The sequence below is a fragment of the Pseudomonas sp. MWU13-2105 genome (genome assembly GCF_023242315.1).
Classification (GTDB): Bacteria; Pseudomonadota; Gammaproteobacteria; order Pseudomonadales; family Pseudomonadaceae; genus Aquipseudomonas.
This window is the reverse complement of record NZ_JALLIY010000013.1, coordinates 174,169-197,621: the sequence shown is the minus strand read 5'-3', so window position 1 is coordinate 197,621 and position 23,453 is coordinate 174,169. Positions and strand designations below refer to the sequence as shown.

16 protein-coding genes are annotated in these 23,453 nt (G+C 61.6%); 11 read left to right on the top strand and 5 right to left on the bottom strand.

The window, feature by feature from the left end; genetic code table 11:
- Positions 1-28 precede the first annotated feature (28 nt).
- On the top strand, positions 29-775 hold the full coding sequence (gene cobM / locus M5B96_RS20280; RefSeq protein WP_248798655.1) for a precorrin-4 C(11)-methyltransferase: 747 nt from the start codon (positions 29-31) through the stop codon (positions 773-775).
- 24 nt (positions 776-799) lie between these two features.
- Positions 800-1,231 (top strand): NUDIX hydrolase, encoded by a 432-nt coding sequence (locus M5B96_RS20275; RefSeq protein WP_248798653.1) that lies wholly within the window; start codon positions 800-802, stop codon positions 1,229-1,231.
- Positions 1,232-1,442: 211 nt separating this feature from the next.
- Here the strand turns inward: M5B96_RS20275 and nfuA are convergent, their stop codons facing one another.
- Positions 1,443-2,027, bottom strand: a complete 585-nt coding sequence (nfuA, locus tag M5B96_RS20270; RefSeq protein ID WP_177056981.1) for a Fe-S biogenesis protein NfuA — start codon at positions 2,025-2,027, stop codon at positions 1,443-1,445.
- Between the two features lie 202 nt (positions 2,028-2,229).
- Positions 2,230-4,521: a fatty acid cis/trans isomerase gene (locus M5B96_RS20265; protein WP_248798651.1), complete on the bottom strand. Its 2,292-nt coding sequence runs from the start codon at positions 4,519-4,521 to the stop codon at positions 2,230-2,232.
- Between the two features lie 154 nt (positions 4,522-4,675).
- Here M5B96_RS20265 and metH point away from each other — a divergent pair, with 154 nt between their 5' ends.
- Entirely contained in the window at positions 4,676-8,386 is a 3,711-nt protein-coding gene (metH, locus tag M5B96_RS20260; protein ID WP_248798649.1) for a methionine synthase, read from the top strand.
- Between the two features lie 53 nt (positions 8,387-8,439).
- On the top strand, positions 8,440-8,658 hold the full coding sequence (locus M5B96_RS20255; protein WP_248798648.1) for a DUF2970 domain-containing protein: 219 nt from the start codon (positions 8,440-8,442) through the stop codon (positions 8,656-8,658).
- Positions 8,659-8,665: 7 nt separating this feature from the next.
- On the opposite strand, the gene M5B96_RS20250 is transcribed toward M5B96_RS20255, so the two are convergent.
- Positions 8,666-9,739 (bottom strand): ABC transporter substrate-binding protein, encoded by a 1,074-nt coding sequence (locus tag M5B96_RS20250; RefSeq protein ID WP_248798647.1) that lies wholly within the window; start codon positions 9,737-9,739, stop codon positions 8,666-8,668.
- A gap of 592 nt (positions 9,740-10,331) precedes the next feature.
- On the opposite strand from M5B96_RS20250, the gene M5B96_RS20245 reads away from it, so the two are divergent.
- The gene (locus tag M5B96_RS20245) at positions 10,332-11,990 is read left to right on the top strand and encodes a nitrite/sulfite reductase (protein WP_248798645.1); all 1,659 of its coding nucleotides are present in this window, start codon (positions 10,332-10,334) and stop codon (positions 11,988-11,990) included.
- Entirely contained in the window at positions 11,974-12,468 is a 495-nt protein-coding gene (locus M5B96_RS20240) for a DUF934 domain-containing protein (RefSeq protein WP_100943648.1), read from the top strand. The genes M5B96_RS20245 and M5B96_RS20240 overlap by 17 nt, the downstream gene beginning before the upstream one ends.
- Before the next feature lie 40 nt (positions 12,469-12,508).
- Here M5B96_RS20240 and M5B96_RS20235 read toward each other — a convergent pair whose 3' ends face one another.
- Positions 12,509-17,362 carry an NEL-type E3 ubiquitin ligase domain-containing protein gene (locus M5B96_RS20235; RefSeq protein ID WP_248798643.1) on the bottom strand — a complete coding sequence of 1,618 codons (4,854 nt, stop codon included), beginning with the start codon at positions 17,360-17,362 and terminating at the stop codon, positions 12,509-12,511.
- A 126-nt stretch (positions 17,363-17,488) separates the two neighbouring features.
- Positions 17,489-18,511, bottom strand: coding sequence for a protease SohB (gene sohB, locus M5B96_RS20230; protein ID WP_248798641.1), 1,023 nt, complete (start codon positions 18,509-18,511; stop codon positions 17,489-17,491).
- 208 nt (positions 18,512-18,719) lie between these two features.
- Between sohB and M5B96_RS20225 the strand changes: the two genes are divergently transcribed.
- From M5B96_RS20225 to M5B96_RS20205, 5 genes are all read left to right on the top strand, one after another.
- Positions 18,720-19,430 (top strand): histidine phosphatase family protein, encoded by a 711-nt coding sequence (locus tag M5B96_RS20225; protein WP_248798640.1) that lies wholly within the window; start codon positions 18,720-18,722, stop codon positions 19,428-19,430.
- 62 nt (positions 19,431-19,492) lie between these two features.
- Positions 19,493-19,807, top strand: coding sequence for an SCP2 sterol-binding domain-containing protein (locus M5B96_RS20220; RefSeq protein WP_248798638.1), 315 nt, complete (start codon positions 19,493-19,495; stop codon positions 19,805-19,807).
- Between the two features lie 356 nt (positions 19,808-20,163).
- A complete protein-coding gene (locus M5B96_RS20215) occupies positions 20,164-21,231 on the top strand; it encodes a phosphotransferase family protein (protein ID WP_248798636.1) in 1,068 nt (355 codons plus the stop codon).
- 26 nt (positions 21,232-21,257) lie between these two features.
- Complete coding sequence (locus tag M5B96_RS20210; RefSeq protein ID WP_248798634.1) at positions 21,258-22,025, top strand: SDR family oxidoreductase; 768 nt, start codon at positions 21,258-21,260, stop codon at positions 22,023-22,025.
- A gap of 89 nt (positions 22,026-22,114) precedes the next feature.
- Positions 22,115-23,230: a Gfo/Idh/MocA family protein gene (locus tag M5B96_RS20205; protein WP_248798632.1), complete on the top strand. Its 1,116-nt coding sequence runs from the start codon at positions 22,115-22,117 to the stop codon at positions 23,228-23,230.
- The last annotated feature ends 223 nt before the right edge of the window (positions 23,231-23,453 follow it).

The window sequence follows — 23,453 nt, the reverse complement described above, 5'->3', positions numbered from 1 at the left end:
CTTGTGCAGCCCCTGTTCAGAGAGTGTCATGACCGTCTACTTCATCGGCGCCGGCCCCGGCGATCCGGAACTCATTACCGTCAAGGGCCAACGCCTGATCCGCGACTGCCCGGTGATCATCTATGCCGGCTCGCTGGTGCCCGAGGCCGTGCTTGCAGGCCACCGTGCGACACAGGTGGTCAACAGCGCCGAGCTGCACCTGGAACAGATCATCGACCTGATCCAGGCAGCTGACGCCCGGGGCCAGGACGTGGCGCGGGTGCATTCCGGTGATCCGTCGCTCTATGGCGCCATCGGCGAACAGATCCGCCACCTGCGCGAACTGGGCATCGCTTATGAAATCATCCCCGGCGTGACCGCGACCGCCGCCTGCGCGGCCCTGCTCGGTGCCGAGCTGACGCTGCCGGATATTTCCCAAAGCGTGATCCTCACCCGTTATGCCGACAAAACCGCGATGCCGCCCGGGGAAGAATTGGCCAGCCTGGCCCGGCACAAGGCGACCATGGCGATTCATCTGGGGGTCAATCACCTGGCCAGGATCATCACGGAACTGCTACCGCATTACGGCGCGGACTGCCCGATCGCGGTGATCCACCGCGCCACCTGGCCCGACCAGGACTGGGTACGGGGTACACTTGAAGATATTCTGCCCAAGGTCGAGGCCAAGGGCTTTCGCCGCACGGCCCTGATCCTGGTGGGACGCGTCCTGGCCGGCGAGCACTTCAGCGAGTCTTCGTTGTACCGCGCCGGCCACGCCCATCTGTATCGACCTTGACTCGCCTGGGGGGGGGATAACCCGATGTCCGAACCGTTGTTTTCCGGCGCCAAGCTGGCCCTGCTCTGCGGCGACGAACTGCTGACCTATCTGCGCGACATGAAGGACAGCATTCCCTATCCCGGGCATTGGGACTTTGCCGGTGGCGGCCGTGAAGGCGAGGAAACCCCGAGCGAATGCGCGCTCAGGGAGCTGGATGAGGAGTTTTCCCTGCGTATCGGCGCAGAACGGATCGAATGGGCCCGGCGCTACCCGAGCGTGACCCAGCCCAATACCCATTCATGGTTCCTGGTGGGACAACTGAGCCGCGCGGAAATCACGGCGATTCGGTTTGGCGACGAAGGCCAATACTGGCGGATGATGTCGATTGTCGAGTACCTGGAGCACCCGCTGGGCGTGCCTTATTTGCAGGAGCGCTTGCGTGACTATCTGGGGAGCCGGGCGCCTGGTTTGTGACTTTGCGGCGGTCTTAAGGGCCTCTTCGCGGGCAAGCCCTGCTCCTACCGCTTGGTACCGCTCACTGATTTCGTGTATGCCACGATACTGTAGGAGCAGGCCTTGCCCGCGAAGAGGCCGGAACAACCAGTATCAATTCCCCATAAAAAAACGGTGCTCACGGGCACCGTTTTTTATCGAACCGCACGCAACGAACGCCCTGCTACCGAACTCAGTAGTAGGCGTTTTCTTTCTGCGTATGGTCGGTCACATCACGTACCCCCTTGAGCTCGGGAATCCGCTCGAGCAAGGTGCGCTCGATGCCTTCCTTCAAGGTCACGTCGGCCTGGCCGCAGCCCTGGCAACCACCACCGAACTGGAGCACGGCGATACCGTCCTCGACCACTTCGATCAGGCTGACCTGGCCGCCGTGGCTGGCCAGCCCCGGATTGATCTCGGTTTGCAGGTAATAGTTGATACGCTCGTTGACCGGGCTGTCGGCGTTGACCATCGGCACCTTGGCGTTTGGTGCCTTGATGGTCAGCTGGCCGCCCATGCGGTCGGTGGCATAATCGACAACCGCATCATCGAGGAAGGCTTCGCTGAAGGAATCGATCCACGCGGTGAAGCTTTTCAGCCCCAGTGCGGTGTCTTCAGGTTTTTCCTCGCCTGGCTTGCAGTAGGCGATACAGGTTTCGGCGTACTGGGTACCCGGCTGGGTAATGAAAACGCGGATGCCGATCCCCGGGGTGTTCTGCTTCGACAGCAGATCAGCCAGATAATCGTGGGCGGCATCGGTAATGGTTATGGCGCTCATGGAATCTCCTCACAGACTTGCCGCCAGTTTACGCCAATCGGGCCGCCGGAACAAAGTCCTAGTGTTTTTGTCGGGAAAGCGGCGGCCGCCACGGGACCGAACCCGCCGGCAACGCCGAGAAAATCAGCGCGCCGGCCAGGCCGGGCGCCTTTGCCACGGCAGGCCGGGCGGGACCCGGTCGCCATTCCAGCAACGCCCTATCTCAAAGGTTCTCGTAGCGGTTCATATCCAGCACGCCAGCGTTGACCGGGTCGGTTTCCCGCAGGTACGTCGTCAGGTCATGGAAGTACTGCCAGAACTGCGGATGACTGCGCCGAATCCCCCAATGCTCGACGATTCGTTCGAACCCCGCGGCGTCCTTGGCCTGCTCCATGGCGTCGACAAACGCCGGCACCTGATCGGCCGGAATATTGAACATGAAGTTCGGATAGCTGCTGAGGATCCCCGGGTAAATGGTCAGGGTGTCCAACCCCGGCTGATAACGAGAAGCCTCGCCGAGCATGAACGCCACGTTGCTGTGGGCACGGTTGCGCAACAGGCTGTAGATCTCACGCTTGCCGCTACGGCTTTGAATGCGCAGCATCGTCGCTTCCGGCAACTGCTCGATGACCCTGAGTCCGGCCGCCGGACGCGAGACCAGCCGGCTCAGGGTCTGCTCGGCCTCCTGCAGCCCCGGGTCGACGTTCGGGCGTGAACAGTATGCGCCGTCACACCGGTTGATCGGGTCCGGATGCGCATTCAGTTCACCGTAGCGCAGCAGCAACTGCCTGGCGAAGTCGCGCTTGGGCTGCTTTTCATCGAGTTTCAGGGCGCTCGGCGTGCTGTCGTCGATGCGCTCGTAGTCCAGCCACATCTTAAACTTGCCGCCATCCTGGTACCAATCATCGAGATAGGCGTCGCGGGAGTCCGCCGGCATCAGGCGCAGGAAATTCTGCTCGGCGCCATTGCGGATCAGGTCGAAATACAGCCGCGTCTGCGCCTGGTGCGACACATTGCCGAACACGTCGAAGTTCACCACCAGTTGGTAATAGGTCCGCTCCAGCAGCGGGTAGTCGAACAGCCACATCGTCTGCGGCACCTCGCCGATCAGCCCCTTGCTGACCGTGGCGCTGTCGAAATGACGGAAAATGCTCAGCAACGCGTTGTCGTTGCCGGCCCACAAGCTCGACCAACTCGGCGCCGGGACCTTCGCATAGGCATCGGAGCGCAAGGCTTCGTATTCGTTGCGCCTGTCGCGATAATCCAGCCACAGGCTCAGCACGCTGCCCACATCGTCGTTCTGCCCCGGCATCGCCAGCAACGGCGTCGCCGCCCCACGATAACTCGGGTCGGTGATATACAGGTCATGCTCCGGCGCTTGGAAAAATGCCCAGAAATTGTCGCGAATCACGTCGGTGGCAATCTGCCCGCGGCAGACCGGCCCACGGATAAAGGTGTCGACGAAGTATTCGGCATTGTCGAGCATGAACTGATAACGCGCCGCCGCCGGAATCGCCTCGAAGGTCTCGAAGGGATTGGCCCGGCGCCGCGGGCCATAGCCCGGCGAGGCCGTGACCTGCCAGTTGCCGCTGTAGAACAGGGTCTTGATCCGCGCCATTTTCGCCGCGCTCAAGCCGTAGGTGATATGGGTCTTGTAGACGATGACGCCCTGTACCGGCATCAACCGGTAGTACATCCGGGTACCCGGGTCATCGTTCGGACGCCGGGTATTGATCAGGTCGATGGGCTGGCCGCTGGGCGTACGCGAACGAACCCACTGGAAAAAATGCCCCGACTCGCCGCCATCAAAGTAGATATGGGCCAGGAACCAGTGTTCGAACAACCAGCGCCCGACCAGGCTTTCACGCGCTCCAGGAGCATTGAGCAGTGCTTCCCAGGCGGCGATTTGCTCGGTTTCCCGGGCACTCGGCGGCACGCCCTGGTCATCGACCGGCGCGCCGGCCGCAAGCCAGCGTTGCAGGGTCTGGTACTGTGGGTCACTCAGGCCGGTCACCGCCAGCGGCATGCCCTCTTTCGGATGGGCGCCGGCATAGGCGGCGAACTCGCCCGGCAGCGGGCACATGTTCTCGCGCTGCAAGCCCAACACAATCTCTTCAGGCAATTTGGCATTGGCTTGCAGCGGCGTCCGATGCCCCAGCTCCAGCATGCGCGCCATCAGCGCGGCCTGACTGCCCTGGGCATCGAGCACCGAATAGAAGCCCTTGCCGCGCCAGGCCGCCGGCCCCTGGGCGTCGTAGAACAATCGGGTCGGCCTCACCACGTCGCTGCGCGCGCCATCGTAGACCAGGGCCTTCGAAGCCCCCCGGGCAGCGCCTTCGGCACTGCCCAGGTTGAGCTGGCACGCTGCGTCATAGCAGGCGTGGCAAGCGACGCACTTCTCGGTAAAGATGGGTTGAATATCGCGGGTATAGGAAATCGCCGGCGCCGGATCTTGCGCCTGGGTGACACTGCTGAGTAGTAACAATAGGAAAACGCTGATAAAGCGGTAAGGCATGAGCCTGATCCTGAAAATAAAAAAAACGCCGTGATTCTACAACGTCAGCGCCCCTTGAACGTGAGCGATATTCATGCAAAACCCGAAAGGCTATAAAAGCGCGCAGGTTTGCTATTATCGCTGCTCTTCTGTGTCCGTCTTTCCAGGTAGTCCCATGTCTGATCGCAGTGCTCGCCTATACGCTCTCCAACAAGCGCTCAAAGAACGCATCCTGATTCTTGACGGCGGCATGGGCACCATGATCCAGAGCTACAAGCTCGAGGAACAGGACTATCGCGGCAAACGTTTCGCCGACTGGCCCAGCGACGTCAAGGGTAACAACGACCTGCTGGTCATCACCCGTCCGGATGTGATCGGGGCGATCGAGAAGGCCTACCTGGACGCCGGCGCGGATATCCTCGAAACCAATACCTTCAACGCCACCCAGGTGTCCCAGGCCGACTACGGCATGGAAGCGCTGGTCTACGAACTGAACGTGGAAGGCGCCCGCCTGGCGCGCAAGGTGGCCGACGCGAAAACCCTGGAGACGCCGGACAAACCGCGTTTCGTCGCCGGCGTGCTGGGTCCGACCAGCCGCACCTGCTCGCTCTCGCCGGATGTGAACAACCCCGGCTACCGCAACGTGACCTTCGATGAACTGGTGGAGAACTACACCGAGGCCACCAAGGGCCTGATCGAAGGCGGCGCCGACCTGATCCTGATCGAAACCATCTTCGATACCCTGAACGCCAAGGCCGCGATCTTCGCCGTGCAAGGCGTTTATGAAGAACTCGGCTTCGAGCTGCCGATCATGATCTCCGGGACCATTACCGATGCCTCCGGCCGGACCCTGTCCGGCCAGACCACCGAGGCTTTCTGGAACTCCGTGGCCCACGCCAAGCCGATCTCGGTGGGGCTGAACTGCGCCCTGGGCGCCAGCGAGTTGCGACCGTACCTGGAAGAACTGTCGGACAAGGCCGGCACCCACGTTTCCGCGCACCCCAACGCCGGCTTGCCGAACGAATTCGGCGAGTACGACGAACTGCCGGAAGAAATGGCCAAGGTTGTCGAAGAGTTCGCCCAGAGCGGCTTCCTGAATATCGTCGGCGGTTGCTGCGGGACCACCCCTAGCCATATCGGCGCCATCGCCAAGGCGGTTGCCGGTTACGCGCCACGCCCCATTCCGGACATTCCGAAAGCCTGTCGCCTGTCGGGCCTGGAGCCCTTCACCATCGACCGGCAGTCGCTGTTTGTCAACGTCGGCGAGCGGACCAACATCACCGGCTCCGCCAAATTCGCCCGGTTGATCCGTGAAGACAACTACACCGAAGCCCTTGAAGTCGCCCTGCAGCAGGTGGAAGCCGGCGCCCAGGTGATCGACATCAACATGGACGAGGGCATGCTCGACTCGAAGAAGGCCATGGTCACCTTCCTCAACCTGATCGCCGGCGAGCCGGATATCTCCCGGGTACCGATCATGATCGACTCCTCCAAGTGGGAAGTGATCGAAGCCGGCCTCAAGTGCATCCAGGGCAAGGGCATCGTCAACTCCATCAGCATGAAGGAAGGTGTCGAGCAGTTCATTCATCACGCCAAGCTGTGCAAGCGCTACGGCGCCGCCGTGGTGGTGATGGCCTTCGACGAGGCCGGCCAGGCCGACACCGAAGCGCGCAAGAAGGAAATCTGCAAACGCTCCTATGACATCCTGGTCAACGAAGTCGGCTTCCCGCCGGAAGACATCATTTTCGACCCGAACATCTTCGCCGTTGCCACCGGTATCGAGGAGCACAACAACTACGCCGTCGACTTCATCAACGCCTGTGCCTATATCCGTGACGAATTGCCCTATGCGCTGACCAGCGGCGGCGTGTCCAACGTATCCTTCTCGTTCCGCGGCAACAACCCGGTGCGCGAGGCGATCCACTCGGTGTTCCTGCTGTATGCGATCCGCAACGGCCTGACCATGGGTATCGTCAACGCCGGACAACTGGAGATCTACGACCAGATCCCGGCGGAGCTGCGCGACGCGGTCGAGGACGTGATCCTCAACCGCACCCCGGAAGGCACCGACGCCCTCCTCGCCATCGCCGACAAGTACAAGGGCGACGGCAGCGTCAAGGAAGCCGAGACCGAGGAATGGCGCGGCTGGCCGGTCAACAAGCGCCTGGAACATGCCCTGGTCAAGGGCATCACTACCCACATCGTTGAAGACACCGAAGAATCGCGCCAGTCGTTCGCCCGCCCGATCGAAGTGATCGAAGGCCCGCTGATGTCCGGCATGAACATCGTCGGCGACCTGTTCGGCGCCGGGAAAATGTTCCTGCCCCAGGTGGTGAAATCCGCCAGGGTGATGAAACAGGCCGTGGCCCACCTGATCCCGTTCATAGAACTGGAAAAAGGCGACAAGCCGGAAGCCAAGGGCAAGATCCTCATGGCCACGGTCAAGGGCGACGTCCACGACATCGGCAAGAACATCGTCGGCGTGGTCCTGGGCTGCAACGGCTACGATATCGTCGATCTCGGCGTGATGGTTCCGGCGGAAAAGATCCTGCAGGTGGCCAAGGAGCAGAAGTGCGACATCATCGGCCTGTCCGGGCTGATCACCCCCTCGCTGGATGAAATGGTCCATGTCGCCCGGGAAATGCAGCGCCAGGACTTCCACCTGCCGCTGATGATCGGTGGCGCGACCACCTCCAAGGCGCACACCGCGGTGAAGATCGAACCGCGCTACAGCAACGATGCGGTAATTTATGTCACCGACGCCTCCCGCGCCGTCGGCGTGGCGACCCAGTTGCTGTCCAAGGAGCTCAAGGCCGGCTTTGTCGAGCGAACCCGTGCCGAGTATGTCGAAGTCCGCGAGCGCACGGCCAACCGCAGCGCCCGTACCGAACGCCTGAGCTACCCGGCGGCTGTCGCCAAGAAGCCGCAGTTCGACTGGAGCAGCTACCAGCCGGTCAAACCGACCTTCACCGGCAGCAAAGTGCTGGACAATATCGACCTGCGGGTCCTGGCCGAATACATCGACTGGACCCCGTTCTTTATCTCCTGGGACCTGGCCGGCAAGTTCCCGCGCATCCTCGAAGATGAAGTGGTCGGCGAAGCCGCGACCGCCCTCTATGCCGATGCCCGGGAAATGCTCGACAAGCTGATCGACGAGAAACTGATCAGCGCCCGCGCGGTGTTCGGCTTCTGGCCGGCCAACCAGGTGCGGGACGATGACCTCGAGGTCTACGGCGCCGACGGCCAGACGCTGGCCAGGCTGCATCACCTGCGCCAGCAGATCATCAAGACCGACGGCAAGCCGAACTTCTCCCTGGCTGACTTCGTCGCGCCGAAAGACAGCGGCGTCACCGATTATGTGGGGGGCTTTATCACCACCGCCGGGATCGGCGCCGAAGAAGTCGCCAAGGCCTACCAGGACAAGGGCGACGATTACAACTCGATCATGGTCAAGGCCCTCGCCGACCGCCTGGCCGAGGCTTGCGCCGAGTGGCTGCACCAACAGGTACGGAAAAACTACTGGGGCTACGCCAAGGACGAACAACTGGACAATGACGCGCTGATCAAGGAGCAGTACAGCGGTATTCGTCCGGCCCCCGGCTACCCGGCCTGTCCCGACCATACCGAGAAAGGCACCCTGTTCGCCCTGCTCGATCCGGCGGCCAGCGAAGGCAAGGCCGGGAAAAGCGGGGTGTTCCTCACCGAGCACTACGCGATGTTCCCGGCGGCGGCGGTCAGCGGCTGGTATTTCGCCCATCCGCAAGCGCAGTACTTCGCCGTCGGCAAGGTCGACAAGGACCAGGTCGAAAGCTACACCGCGCGCAAAGGCCAGGACCTGAGCGTCAGCGAGCGCTGGCTGGCACCGAACCTGGGCTACGACAACTAAGTCCGCGGGAATTGTCTATGCTCTCCACACACAACCTTGTGTGTGGAGGCCCCATGGACGATCCGACCGACAACAAGCCGCCGACCTTCTGGCAGATGCTGCACAGTGTGATGGCGGCCGCCTTTGGCGTGCAAAGCGGGAAAAACCGCGCCCGCGACTTCACCCACGGCAAACCGAGCCATTTCGTGATGATCGGCATCCTGTTCACCGCGATCTTCGGCCTGGCGCTTTACGGGGTCGTCAAGCTGGTGCTGCACTTCGCCGGAGTCTGAGCCCGTCTCAGGGCAGTACGGTCTTCAGGGAAAACGGATAGCGATAGCTGTCCGGCTTGCCCTTGGCGCTCAGGGCCTTGAAGTCGACGCGGTAATCCTCGCTGGCACTGTACTTCAGCAGTTTCGCGGCCTGGCTCTTGTCGATCAGCTCCAGCGCCTGGATCTGCCGCTCGCGACCACCGTAGCGAGTGAAGTCGATGCCGCCGGCATGATCATGCAGCAACACCATCGCCCAGCCGCCCAGGGCGAAATGCCCGGCCACCAGCACGCTCAAGCGCCCGTCGATACGCGCCCGGAGAATCTCCGGGGAGCTGTTGACGGCACTGAACAGGACGTCCTGTCCGGGGCGGCGCCCAGCCTTTTCGAAGGCGGCCATGGCCCCCAGGGCCATTTCATCGTTGGCGGCCCAGACCAGTGACGCCTGCGGATAACGCCGAATCATTTGCTCGGCCTGGTCAAAGGCACGCTCGCGGCTCCACTCGCCGTAGACCAGCTGTCGCAGGTGAACCTGCGGGGATTCCGCCAGGGCCCGACGCAGGCCTTGCTCGCGCAACTGCGAGGCCGGGGTCAGTTTCATCCCGGAAAAGGCCAACAGGTCGATGGGCTGGCCCGGCGCCTGCAACGAGCGTTGCCGGATCAGTTCCTTGAGCATCAGGTAACCGCCCTGTTCGTCGTTCTGTACCATGCTACCCAGCAGCTGCGGCATGTCACCGAGCCGCTCGCTCTGCTCAGCCGTCAGCCGGTTGTTGACAATAAACAGCTTCACCCCACGCCCCTCGGCCATCCGCAGGATTTGCGGGGCCACGGATTGTTCATTGACCAATAGCAGGTAATCGGGAGGATGCGCGGCTTGCAGGGTTTCGTAGGCCTGGGCGAGACTGGTTTGCGGGTTGCGCTCGCCATAGCGCACCTCCAGCTCCATACCAAGGTTGCGTGCGGCCGCCTGCATGAAGTGCGCATAACTGACCCAGAATGGCTCCGTGGAATAACCCGGATTGAGAAACACCACTGTCGTGGCCTGGGCCGTCGCCCAGAACGGCAGGCTCAGGATCAGCAGCACCTTGCAGAGAGTCTTCAGCATGTCAGCGCGCCCCGGAAAATAGCGGCGTATGATACAGACAAAATGCCTGCCCCCCCCTCTCGGCAAGTTGTCAAAACTGCTCGACAACTTTTTTCGCAATCAAGAACGACTTCGGACTCGAGCGAGCGCCCTCCCCTGGAATACAGGGGCGAGCAAGCTCGCCCCTGCCGTTACGGCAGATTGTGCATCAAAATTGCCTGCCTTACTTGTGGCTGACCCAGAATACAGCGGTGGCCACCACCAGGATGATCAGGAACAGGATCGCCCAGGCATCGACCGTACTGTCGCTTTTCCTTGCTTTGACTGGATTGCTCATCGCATCGCCTCTTGTCGGTTTTATCGGTGATTGCTGCAAACTCGCTGATAGTTAAGTAGAGATTTGCCCATACCACAAATAGGGTTATGGCTCGTCGACGCACGTTAGTCGTTTTGGTTCTGTGCATATACTCAAACATCACTTTTACGCATAACTGCAAACTGCTATCGTGCGCCGGCTCCGTCTGGAGTGCGCGGCCGTGCGCGCAGAATTGTTGAGATACGCCGGGGGCCTGGAGCACCCGGGGTATTTATGAAGCCTGAGAACAGGATCTATATGTACGTATACGACGAGTACGATCAGCGGATCATCGAGGACCGCGTCAAGCAGTTCCGTGATCAGACCCGACGCTATCTGGCCGGTGAGCTGAGCGAAGAAGAGTTCCGCCCGCTGCGCCTGCAAAATGGCCTGTATGTCCAGCGTTTCGCCCCGATGCTGCGGGTTGCCGTACCTTACGGCCAGCTGACTTCGCGCCAGGCGCGAATGCTGGCGCGGATCGCCCGCGACTATGACAAGGGCTACGCCCACGTCAGCACCCGGCAGAACATCCAGTTCAACTGGCCGGCGCTGGAAGACGTGCCGGAGATTCTCGCCGAGCTGGCCACCGTGCAGATGCACGCGATCCAGACCAGCGGCAACTGCCTGCGCAACGTCACCACCGACCAGTTCGCCGGCGTGGCCGCCGACGAGTTGGTCGATCCGCGCCCATGGTGCGAGATCGTCCGTCAGTGGACCACCTTCCACCCGGAATTCGCCTATCTGCCGCGTAAGTTCAAGATCGCGATCAATGGCTCGACCTCCGACCGCGCGGCCATCGAAGTCCACGACATCGGCCTGGAGCCGGTGCATAACGCCGCCGGCGAACTGGGCTTCCGGGTCCTGGTCGGTGGTGGCCTGGGCCGGACCCCGGTGGTCGGCGCCTTTATCAACGAGTTCCTGCCGTGGCAGGACCTGTTGAGCTACCTCGATGCCATCCTGCGGGTCTACAACCGCTATGGCCGTCGCGACAACAAGTACAAGGCGCGGATCAAGATTCTGGTCAAGGCCTTGACCCCGGAAGTCTTCGCCGACAAAGTCGACGCGGAAATGGTTCACCTGCGCGGTGGCCAGACCACCCTCACCGAGGCTGAAGTCCATCGCGTCGCCAAGCACTTCGTCGATCCGGACTACAAGACGCTGAGCAACCAGGTCGCCGAACTGGCCGAGCTGGACCAACAGCACCCAGGCTTCGCCCGCTGGCGCAGCCGTAACACCCTGGCCCACAAAAAGCCTGGCTACGTGGCCGTGACCTTGTCCCTCAAGCCCACCGGCGTAGCCCCGGGCGACGTGACCGACAAGCAGTTCGATGCCATCGCCGACCTGGCTGATCGCTACAGCTTCGGCCAGCTGCGCACATCCCACGAGCAGAACATCATTCTCGCCGACGTGGAACAGAGCCAGCTGTTCAGCCTTTGGGGCGAACTGCGCGAGAACGGCTTCGCCACGCCGAACATCGGCCTGCTGACCGATATCATCTGCTGCCCGGGTGGCGACTTCTGCTCCCTGGCCAACGCCAAGTCGATCCCGATCGCCGAATCGATCCAGCGCCGCTTCGACGATCTCGACTACCTGTTCGATATCGGCGAGCTGGACCTGAACATTTCCGGTTGCATGAACGCCTGCGGTCACCACCACGTCGGCCATATCGGCATTCTCGGGGTGGACAAGAAAGGCGAAGAGTTCTATCAGGTATCCCTCGGTGGCAGCGCCAGCCGTGACGCCAGCCTGGGCAAGATCCTCGGCCCGTCCTTCGCCCAGGACGCCATGCCCGATGTGATCGAGAAACTGATCGACGTCTACGTGGAAAAACGTACCGAAGACGAACGCTTCATCGACACTTACCAGCGTATCGGTATCGACCCCTTCAAGGAGCGCGTCTATGCAGCGAATCATTAAGAACAACGCCGTCATCGACGAAACCTGGCACTTGCTGCCCAAGGACGCGTCCTTCGACGGCATCTCCAACTGCGACGACCTGATCGTGCCGCTGGCCCTGTGGCGCGAGCACGCCCACGCCCTCAAGGCCCGCGATGGCGGCCTGGGCGTGTGGCTGGACGCCGATGAAGAAGCCGAGGAAATCGGCGATGACGTGCAGCACTTCCAAGTCATCGCCCTGAATTTCCCGGCCTTCACCGACGGTCGCAACTACTCCAATGCCCGCCTGCTGCGTGACCGTTACGGCTACAAGGGCGAATTGCGGGCAATCGGCGACGTGCTGCGCGACCAGTTGTTCTACTTGCACCGCTGCGGTTTCGACGCCTACGCCCTGCGTGCGGACAAAGACCCCTACGAAGCGCTGGAAAGCCTCAAGGACTTCTCGGTGACCTATCAGGCCGCCACCGACGAACCGCTGCCGCTGTTCCGTCGCCGCTGAATCCCGCCGGTCCGGGCGCATCGCGCGCCCGGGTCTCGGTTCAAAGCCCCAGCTCCGCCTCTGGAATTCTCTCCAGTATCTCTCGGGTCAAGGCCTCAAGCTCGTGCGCCTGCGCTTCCCGCCAATCCTTGAGCTGCTCCCCCATCTGCGCTTCCAGTTCGATATCGATGAATTCATGCCAATGCGGATCACGGTTGCTGGTACGCCGGGCGTCCAATGCCGATACGACAGCTTGATACTGCGCGTCGATGGACTTGAAGCGCGCAGGATAATTGTCCTTCAGATAACTGGCCCAGAACTCGCGGCTGGCCAGGGCCCGCGGGTACGCCGAGGCCTTCTCCCGGGCAATCACCCCGGCATAAGCCGTATCCAGGTGCGCCTGCGTCACCCGGGCCAACTCACTGAACGTCATGTGCCGGGGCTGTCCCGGTAACTGCAGGCGTTCGGTCAGGCCGATGCGATAGGCCAGCCTGACCTCCACCGGGTCGACTCGCGGCGCATTGAGCAGCTTCAGCCGCGCGCCGATCTCTTTCTGCGCCAGGGCCTCGACCTCATCGAGACGCCACAGCCCACGGGTCAGCTTCAGCAGGTTGAGCTCAGTGGTGGCCGCCGTGCCGGCCGCCATTGACTTGGCCTGGTTGACCAGAACCTTGACCTCCATGTCACTGAAGATCAGTTCCGCGCCATCGGAGCAGGTCTGCGGATGGGACGCCGAGACAAACAGCTCTTCGCGCAGGTCCTGGTATTGGCTGACGGCATCCAGTACTTCCCAGACCCGTGAGCTCAAATCCGAGCGAGCCTCGCGATACTCGGCGGTGACACTCAAGTCCCCCAGCAGCTTGAAAAAATCCTCGGAGCCTTGCTGGTGATACAACAGTTTCCATTGCTGCTCTTTCTGCGCTCGCTGTTCGCTGGGGATGGCCTCGATCCAGTGATCGCACTCCTGCAGCGACTCCGTTCGACGCGGCGCATGAAGCCGTCGCCGATTCAGTGTATCGATGCCGAAGTTGATCCCGGTTTCCCGCTCGTAGCGCTGCAGTCGCTGCATACCCTCGGCGGACAGCCCCGGGTTGTCGTGCAGGTGGGTGACTCGGTTGATGCTGGGCGGCCCGCTGTAGACCGACTCGGGAATCGTCGAGATCCGGTTGTTGCGCAGGTCCACCCGTTGCAGGTTACGCAACCCCGACACCCCCTCGGGCCAGCGGTCAATGTTGGTACGGCGCAGCAGCAGATGCTCAAGATCGTTCATCCGGCTGACATCCGGAGGCAGGAACAGCGGGTTATCCGATAAATTCAGGAACTTGAGCCGGGTCAGTCGGGCCAGCACCCCGGTGGCCTGGGTATTCATCACAATCTGGTTGCCCGGCAGGTGCAGATGCATCAGTTCGGACATCTGCTCAAGCTCTGCTGGCAGGCTGCTCAAATGGTTGAAACCCAGGGACAACCAGCGTAGCTGCTTGAAGTGGGCCAGGAACGAAACCTCGGTGCTGGCCACCGCCATGTCGTTCATGAACAGAAAGCCGACATGGCTGAAATCGGCGCGGATCGGCGGCAGGTCGCCGATCCGCATACCGAGCAGGTCCAGCTCGTAGAAGTACTTGCCACCCAACAGGTTGCGACTGGATTGTTTTCTCCAGCAGGCGAGGATCGCATCCACCACCCGCTGTTTGTTGTCGGGCGCGACCGGTGCCACCTGCAAGGTGCCGCGCAGCCTTCGCCAGGTCTGGCGTTGCGCCCAATGGTCCAGCGTCGCGGACAAGCTTTCATATTCTTCCCGCAGGCGTTCGAGTTCCACCAGGCAAGCCGGTTCGGATAGATTCAGCGAAGCGAGAAAACCACTCACCTCCCCGGGGGAAAAACCCGGATACAGTTGGCGCACTCGCCGGGTCAGTCGCTCGGTGTAGCCAATGTCCCGGGCGCCATCGCTCAGCGGGTAGCCCATCCGCCCCGAAGCCAGGCGCATGGGCGGTTTGAACCGGCGGTTTAGCGGTGCCAGGCCAAGGATCTCCTGGGCGACGTAGGGATCCTGGACAATCCGCTCGACGATCCGCTCCTTCAGCCAGGTACCGGGCGCCTTGGAGCGTGCCCCCAGGTCACGGTTGCCGAGCGACGGCAACACGTCAACCAGCGCATCAAAAATGTTATCCGCGCCGCCCAAGCGCGCCCCTGCGTGATTGAACGCGTTGTAGCGTCGCCCCTCCTTGAGCAGCACCCGCAGCGTGGTGGCGTCCGGAGCCCCCAGCGCCTCGATCGCCGGGCTGAGAAAGCGCTGCTTGCGCAGCTCGATGCGCAGCCCCGTGGATGGCCAGTCTGGCAACTGCCCAAGGGTATGCAGCGCCAGGCGATCGCCTTGCCCGCTGTCTTGCGCGGATAAATACCAGCTCTCACAAACGCGGTTGAGTTTCACCTGCTTGAGGTACCAGCGGATTTCTTCCGAGAAGCGTAGCGGTACCTGTTCACCCAAGAGTTCCAGTTCGGCGCTGCTGCCATGGGCGATCAACTCCTCGGCGACACTTCTCGGCAGGCCGGGGTACATCTTGAGAATACGCTTTACCCGGTCGTCATCAGTCTTCTCGCTGGCCGCATACAACGTGTCGAACAACCATTGTTTCCGCTCTTCAGCCGATTGCCGGAGTTGCCGCGTCAACCGCTGCACGCGCTCGCCATCATCGACCAGGCTCACGCCCAACAATGCGTTACGTTCGGACTCGCTCAACATGTTCAGCGACAACTTGAGCAGATCGGCGCTTCTGAGCTGTGACTCAATGAGCTGCAGCGATGAAAACTGCTCGGAGGTACGCTGGCCGTACTCCTCCATCACCTCCCCCAAGGCATTGAGCACCTGGATAACACGATTTTCCGGCCAGCCGGGCAGCGTCGTCAGCAGCCGCAAGCGTAGATCCCCCTGCTCCAGGGTGCGGGACGCGGGACCAGGCACCTCGTCGATGAAATGGCTGATGGCCTGGTCGATCCTGAACCGCTTGAGGGTATCGAGCAACAACGCGGGCGGTGGCTGATTGTCCACCAGGGCCTGGCGCAAGGCACTCTCCTGGGCGCCACCGAGCTGATGGATATGCTGGCGCATCCGCTCGCCGAACTCCGCCATGGGCTGACCCAGATGTCGGAACAATTGCTCCGCGGGCCACTGCGCCACCTGCTCGTAGACCGTTTTCCAACTGCCCAGGCCGTTGTGCCTGAGGGGCGGTGCGTGAAACACCGCGGGCGCCGGAGGATCAATCTGCCATCGCAGGCGGCGACTGTCGTAGCTCACGGCATAACGCTTTCCATCCAGCCGCAGATAGGTGTTGCCCTCGAACGGGTAGAGCCCGATTTCGTTGGCCTCCAGCTCATCCGGCAGGCGGATGTCACGCTCATAGGGGGTCAGATCGACCTTCCACAAGCGGCGCTGCCCCCGGGGACCTTCGACGGGGATCAGGGCATCGACCGAGGCCGGGGCTTTCAGGGCGCGGAACAGCACCTTGCCGCTGGCCATCGCCGCGGCCCCGGCCGCGAGCTCGGCGACGCTTTCAGCCACATCCATCAGATAGTCGAGGGCCTCGTGCTTGTCGCCGAGTTGCCAGGCCTGCAAACCGTCATAGACCTCACCGACCAATTGCACCACCGCCGCCGCCAGGATGACTTCGCCGACCACCGGCACGAACGACAAGGCCAGCGCCAGCAGCGTCAGCCCGGCTTCGCGGTAAGCGTCCAGACGCGCCTGGCGCACCCGCGCATCGACATCGGCAGTGGGCACCGCCAGTTGCCGTGCGTGCGCCTTGATCTGGAGATAGCGCTGCTGATGAAAACTCTCGAACAGGTTGCCGCTGATGGGCACTTCACTTAACGGAATATATTGGAAGAACGGCGGCACGGGCGGCCACTTTCGCTCCAGGGACAACAACCTGGCTTTCAAGGTGCGAAAAAACCGCGGTCGGTCTTCCTCGGGGACGAAACGACTGAAAAACTGCTGGTAGGACAGGTCCCGCAGTTTCAGGGTCAAGTCGTGCTCGAAGAAGGTATAGCTACTGTATCGAGCCAATGGCCGGCGTGGATCCGCGGGGATATAAGCAATGCAGGGCGAATCCGAGCCTTCCGCCAGATTTGCCCCGATGACCACCCAGCCGTACAACTCGATATCGAACATGCTCATCCGGCTGCAATGAACCACTTCTCCCGAGAGTTTCGGCCGGACCTTGCCCTTGACCAGCTCCACCAGCAAATCATAGGTCGGCAGGGTGATCTCCCCCTTCATATAGGCGATATCCGCGGCCACCGCCAGCGCGTGTTTGTCATAGTCGAAAAAGTGCTGCTTGACCGATGATTGATGACCGGGCAATTGACTGGAGGGATTGAAGACGCTGTCGATATGCGCCTGATACAAGGCGCCCAGATCCAGTGCTCGACAGAGCCCGGCAAAGGTTTCTGGAGCGAGTATCATGTTGAGGTCGGGGCTTCGGCCGGGGAACTGGACCATCGCCTTGCCCTTCAGCCCTCCCGTCTCGGCCTCGCTGACCTCGAAATTCTGCAGGGCGGCTTCCAGCAAGCTTTGTGCATGAACAAAGGTGTAGAGCTTGTCCTCGAAAATACTCGACAGGTACGTCGCATTGACTCTGACAAACCGGGCATGCCGCAGATCCAGCTCCTCATTGAGGTGTTTTTCCAGTGCCCGATCCAGCCGCGGCTTGCAGAACCCCTGAATGTCCTGCAACTGCGCCAGAATTCGCCGAACTGCATGTTTCGCCGTCTCCAGCGCCAATAGACGCTCACGCAGTAACAGACGCATCGGCGCAGGGGCCTTGTACAGCCAATCCGGAATTTTCTCCCTGACCGTACCAAAATGAATCCCTGCCTCGGCGGGCGCTGGACTTTCAATAATGCTTTTCAGTGCTTCCATGGCAATCAACCTGGACATCCATTAGAGGATCCAGCCTATTGATCACCGGGTAAGGGAGGGGCGTATTTATAGCTGGTGTGATGGCGTCCACCGGTGAACACCGACAGCCGCCATCGGACGGGAGATTTACCAGAAACGTTGCTGGGTCAAGCGGCTCCACCAATTGAGCAGCACACGATCCAGCGAGGCGCCGGCAGCCAGCCCGACACGCTCCTGCAGGCTTTTGCGCTCGGCATAATGCAAGTGGAACAGCTCGGCATGCTTGGCGCGTTCAGCCAGGTATTCATCACTGGTTTTCAGTTCGTCGACCAGCTGCTTGTCCAGCGCCGCGACCCCCAACCAGACTTCGCCGGTGGCCACTTCATCGATGGCCAGTTGCGGGCGATATTGCGAGACAAAGTTCTTGAACAGGTGATGGGTGATATCCAGATCCTGCTGAAACTTCTCACGACCTTTTTCGGTGTTCTCGCCAAACACGGTCAACGTACGCTTGTACTCGCCGGCGGTCAGTACTTCGAAATCGATATCGTGCTTCTTCAGCAACTTGTTGACGTTGGGCAACTGCGCCACCACGCCGATGGAACCGAGAAAGGCGAAAGGCGCGCTGATGATCTTGTCGCCGATGCAGGCCATCATGTAGCCGCCGCTGGCCGCCACCTTGTCGATGCAGATGGTCAGCGGTACACCGGCCTGACGGAGACGCGCCAGTTGCGAGGAGGCCAGGCCATAGCTGTGGACCATGCCGCCGCCACTTTCCAGGCGCAACACCACTTCATCCTTGGGCGTGGCCAGGCTGAGTAGCGCGGTAATCTCATGACGCAGGCTTTCAGTGGCCGAAGCCTTGATGTCGCCGTCGAAATCCAGCACGAATACCCGTGGTTTGCTCTCCGGCTGCTTCTTGTGTTTTTTCTCGCCCTTGGCCTGCTGCTTGCGCAGGGACTTGAGCTGGTCCTTGTCGAACACGCCCTGCTCCAGGCGCTCACGCAGGCCCTTGTAGAAATCGTTGAGCTTGCTGACCTGCAACTGCCCCGCCGACCGGCGCCGGCCTTTGCTGCGCAGCGCCGCCGCGGTCACCAGGACCACGACGATCGCAACGACCAGGGTTACGGTTTTAGCCAGAAAACTTGCGTACTCGGCGACAAACTCCACGGTGACTCCTTACAAAACCAGGCGGCCCCCGGCTGTGGGGACTCACTACCGATCAAGCATACCGTCGGGGCGACCTTGCGACCAGTTGTGGCACCGCCTGAATTGTTTCTCCAACAAACATTTCAAACGAGCGTATGTTTATTTATTGACAGGCTTCCGGCATCCCCATAACCTCGCCAGACCTTCAACGTACCGGGAGGACGCGGACGTGGGCAGCATCTATCTGATTCGACATGGCCAGGCCTCCTTCGGTGCGGACGACTACGACGTGCTCTCGCCGATCGGCATCCGCCAGGCCGAGGTCCTCGGCCAGCACCTGGCCGACCTGGGCCTGAGCTTCGACCGCTGCCTGGCCGGCGACCTGCGCCGCCAGCAGGATACCGCGCTCACCGCCCTTGGGCAGTGCGACGCCGCCGGCCTGTTGGTGCCGCGGCTGGAAACCGATGCGGCCTTCAACGAGTTCGATGCCGACGCGGTGATTCGCGCACTGCTGCCCGGCTTGCTGCCGGAGGAGCCCGAAGCCCTGCACATCCTGCGCAACGCCGCGCAAAACCGTGGCGAGTTCCAGCGCCTGTTCGCCCTGATCATCGAACGCTGGCTCAGTGGCCGCCATGACACCCCGGAGCTGGAAAGCTGGCTGGGTTTTGTCGCCCGGGTCGAAGGCGGGTTGCGGCGGATTCTCGAGCAGGCCGACAACCGCCAGAAAATCGCGGTATTCACTTCCGGAGGGACCATCACCGCCCTGCTCCACCTGATCACCCGAATTCCAGCCAGGGAAGCCTTCGAGCTGAACTGGCAAATCGTCAACACCTCGCTCAACCACCTGAAGTTTCGTGGACGCGAGGTCGCCCTGGCTTCCTTCAACAGTCAAACGCACCTGCAACTGCTGAAGGCCCCGGAGCTGATCACCTTCCGATAAGTTCCGGCCAACCCTGACCCTTGTGGGGTCGTCGCCGTATTTACCCATAAAAGGATCGAAGCATGACCTCTGTAGCCAACGTCGTAGAAGCAATGAAAGCCAAGTTCAACCCAGCCGCCGCTACCGGCCTGGACGTGATCTTCGGTTTCCGTATCGATGAAACCCAGCACTTCTCGCTGATCGTCAAGGATGGCGCCTGCGAACTGAAGGAAGGCGAGAACCCGGAAGCCAACGTGACCTTGGTGACCGACGGCGAGACCATGAAAGGCATCGTCAGCGGCGAAACCGACGGCATGCAGGCATTCATGGGCGGCAAGCTGCGCGTCGAAGGCGACATGATGCTGTCGATGAAGCTGAGCGAGCTGTTCCCGGGCTGATCCAGGCCCGCAAGATACAGCAGCAACAGCCACGCCTGATGTGGGTGCGGAGCTTGTCGGATCGCCGCACCGCCGCGAAGAGGCCCTTGAGGCCGCCAAGAGCTTCGCGGGCAAGCTCCGCTCCCACAAGGTTATCCGGCGCTTTTCAGCCTGAATGTTCTTGAGTGAACAGCGCCGCACACTTCCATTCCCCCACTCTTGCCAAGCAACGCTTTCCCTCTGCGCTGGCCTATCAGGCACGCTGATCATCCTGCAACACCCCGACCTATAACAGCGAGCCGCGCTTGTAGGCAGACAGGGCGAGCATTAGATTAGTCAATAATCTCTGGCCTCCAGAATAAGCAGAAGGGATAAGCATGACGCTTACTGACCAGTCCACCCGTATCCGCGCCGGCGAAGAGCTGGATGTCGGCTTGATCGATCCGTACCTCAAGGCACATATTCCGGGCTTGCACGGCCTGCCGGATATCAGCCAGTTCCCCGGTGGCGCCTCGAACCTGACCTATCTGATCCGCTACCCGGAGCAGGAATTTGTCCTGCGTCGCCCGCCGTTCGGGCACAAGGCCAAGTCCGCCCACGACATGGGTCGCGAGTTCCGCATCCTCAACCAGCTCAAGGACGGTTTCCCGTACTGCCCCAAGGCCTACGTGCACTGCACCGACGAGTCGGTGATCGGCGCCGAGTTCTATGTGATGCAGCGGGTCGAGGGCATTATCCTGCGTTCCGACCTGCCACCGGAGCTGGGCCTGGATGCCGCGCAGACCGAAACCCTGTGCAAGAGCTTCATCGACCGCCTGGTGGAACTGCATCAGGTCGACTACACCGCCTGCGGCCTGGCCGACCTCGGCAAGCCCGAAGGTTACGTCGAACGGCAAATCCGTGGCTGGAGCGAGCGTTACGAAAAAGCCCTGACCCCTGACGCGCCGAGCTGGGAAGCGGTCAGGACCTGGCTCAACGAGAAGATGCCCGCCGACCATCCGACCTCGAGCATCGTGCACAACGACTACCGCTTCGACAATGTGATCCTCGACCCCAAGAATCCGATGCAGATCATTGGCGTGCTCGACTGGGAACTGACCACCATCGGCAACCCGCTGATGGACCTGGGCAATACCCTGGCCTACTGGATCGAAGCCACTGATCCGGCCCCGGTGCAATTGATGCGCCGCCAGCCGAGCCACGCCCCCGGCATGCTGACCCGTCGCCAGTTCGTCGACTACTACGCCGAGCGCTCCGGCATCGCCATCGACAACTTTGACTTCTACTACACCTACGGCCTGTTCCGCCTGGCCGGCATCGTGCAGCAGATCTACTACCGCTTCTTCCACGGCCAGACCCAGGACAAACGCTTCGCGCAGTTCATTCAGATGAACAAGCTGCTGGAGCAGATGAGCCTGAAGGTCATCCAGTCGTCCAGCCTCTGACCGCGCCTACAACAAGGAAAATCACCATGTCCAAGACCCAGTTGTTCGACCTCGACGGCAAGATCGCCTTTGTTTCCGGCGCCAGCCGCGGTATCGGCGAAGCCATTGCCAAGCTGCTGGCCCAACAAGGCGCCCATGTGATCGTCTCGAGCCGCAAGCTCGAAGGCTGCCAGCATGTCGCCGATGCCATCATCGCCGAAGGCGGCAAAGCCACCGCCATCGCCTGCCATATCGGTGAAATGGAGCAGATCAGCCAGGTCTTCGCCGGTATCCGCGAGCAGTTCGGACGCCTGGACATCCTGGTCAACAACGCGGCCACCAACCCGCAGTTCTGCAACGTGCTGGATACCGACCTCGGCGCGTTCCAGAAAACCGTCGACGTGAACATCCGCGGCTACTTCTTCATGTCGGTGGAAGCCGGCAAGCTGATGCGTGAACACGGCGGCGGCAGCATCATCAACGTGGCCTCGATCAACGGTATCTCCCCGGGTATCTTCCAGGGCATCTACTCGGTGACCAAGGCCGCCGTGATCAACATGACCAAGGTCTTCGCCAAGGAGTGCGCGCAATTCGGTATCCGTTGCAACGCCCTGCTCCCGGGCCTGACCGACACCAAGTTCGCCTCGGCGCTGGTCGGCAACGAAGCGATCCTCAAGACCGCCCTGCAGCAAATCCCCCTCAAACGCGTCGCCACGCCGAGCGAAATGGCCGGGGCCGTGCTGTACCTGGCCAGCGACGCCTCCAGCTACACCACCGGCGTGGCGCTGAACGTGGACGGTGGTTTCCTTTCCTGACGCCGAAATAAATATTCCATCTGTTGAATTTAGTGAATTTAAATTCTATAAATAGCCCTTCCTGAAAATAACAATCAAAGGATGCGGTGATGGACGAGTTGGGAATAGGCTTGATCGGCACGGGCTTCATGGGCCGTGCCCACGCGCTGGCATTTCACAATGCCAGCGCGGTATTCGAACTGCCGCTGAAGCTGCGCCTGGTCGCGCTGGCGGATGCCGACACGCAGCGCGCCGAATCCTGTGCCAAGGCCTGGGGCTTCGAACGGGCCTACGGCGACTGGCAACAACTGATCGACGATCCCCGGGTCGGGGTGGTGGCCATCACCACGCCCAATCACCTGCATTTCCCCATGGCCATGGCCGCCCTTGCGGCGGGCAAGGCGGTCTACTGCGAAAAACCCCTGGCGGTCGACCTGGATCAGGCAACGCGGATGCGTGACGCGGCCCGCCAGGCCGGCGTGGTCACCCGCGTGGGTTACAACTACCAGCACAACCCGATGATCGACCTGGCCCGTGAGTTGATCCAGAGCGGCGAACTGGGGGAGATCATCGGTTTCCAAGGTGAGTTCAGCGAAGATTTCATGGCCGATCCGGCCTCGCCCTGGTCCTGGCGCTGCGAAGCACAGCATGCCGGCGGCGCCCTGGCCGACCTGGGCAGCCATCTACTGGCCATGGCCCGCTATCTGCTGGGCGATATCACCGCCGTGTGTGCCGACACCCGCACCGTCCATGCGCAGCGCCCGGCCACTGTCGGCAGCCTGGAGACCCGCGGGATTGCCGTCGACGACCAGGTCCACGCCCTGCTGCGCTTCGCCAGCGGCGCCCGGGGCACTTTCAGCAGCAGTTGGCTCAAGCACGGCTACAAAAACCATCTGAGCTTCGAGATCAGCGGCACCCGGGGCACCCTGGCCTTCGACCAGGAGCGCCTGAACGAACTGCAACTCTGCCGCGCCGGCCAGAACGGTTTCCAGCGCTTGCTGGCCGGGCCGCATCTACCGCGTTACGCGGCCTTCAGCCCCGCCGCCGGCCATCAGTTGGGTTACAACGAACTCAAGACCCTGGAAGTCCAGGCGCTGATCGAGGCACTGGCCGGTCGCAGCCAGACGGGTACCGACTTCGAAGAGGCCTGGCAGGTGGAACGCCTGGCGACGACGATTCGCCGAGCGGCCAAGGAACAGCGCTGGGTTGACGTCGGCGAGCTGTAAACCTGTGGGATGCTGAACCTGTGGGAGCGGAGCTTGCCCGCGAAGCTTTTAGCGGCCTCAAGGCTGCCTTCGCGGGCAAGCTCCGCTCCCACAAAAGCCCCACCTCACTAGCCCCACAAAAGCTCCACCTCACTAAAACCCCACCCAAAACTCCACGCCTGCAAAAACTCCAGCGCCACAAAAGCACCGCACCCGCAGACAATCTGCACTTTTCAAATTGAAT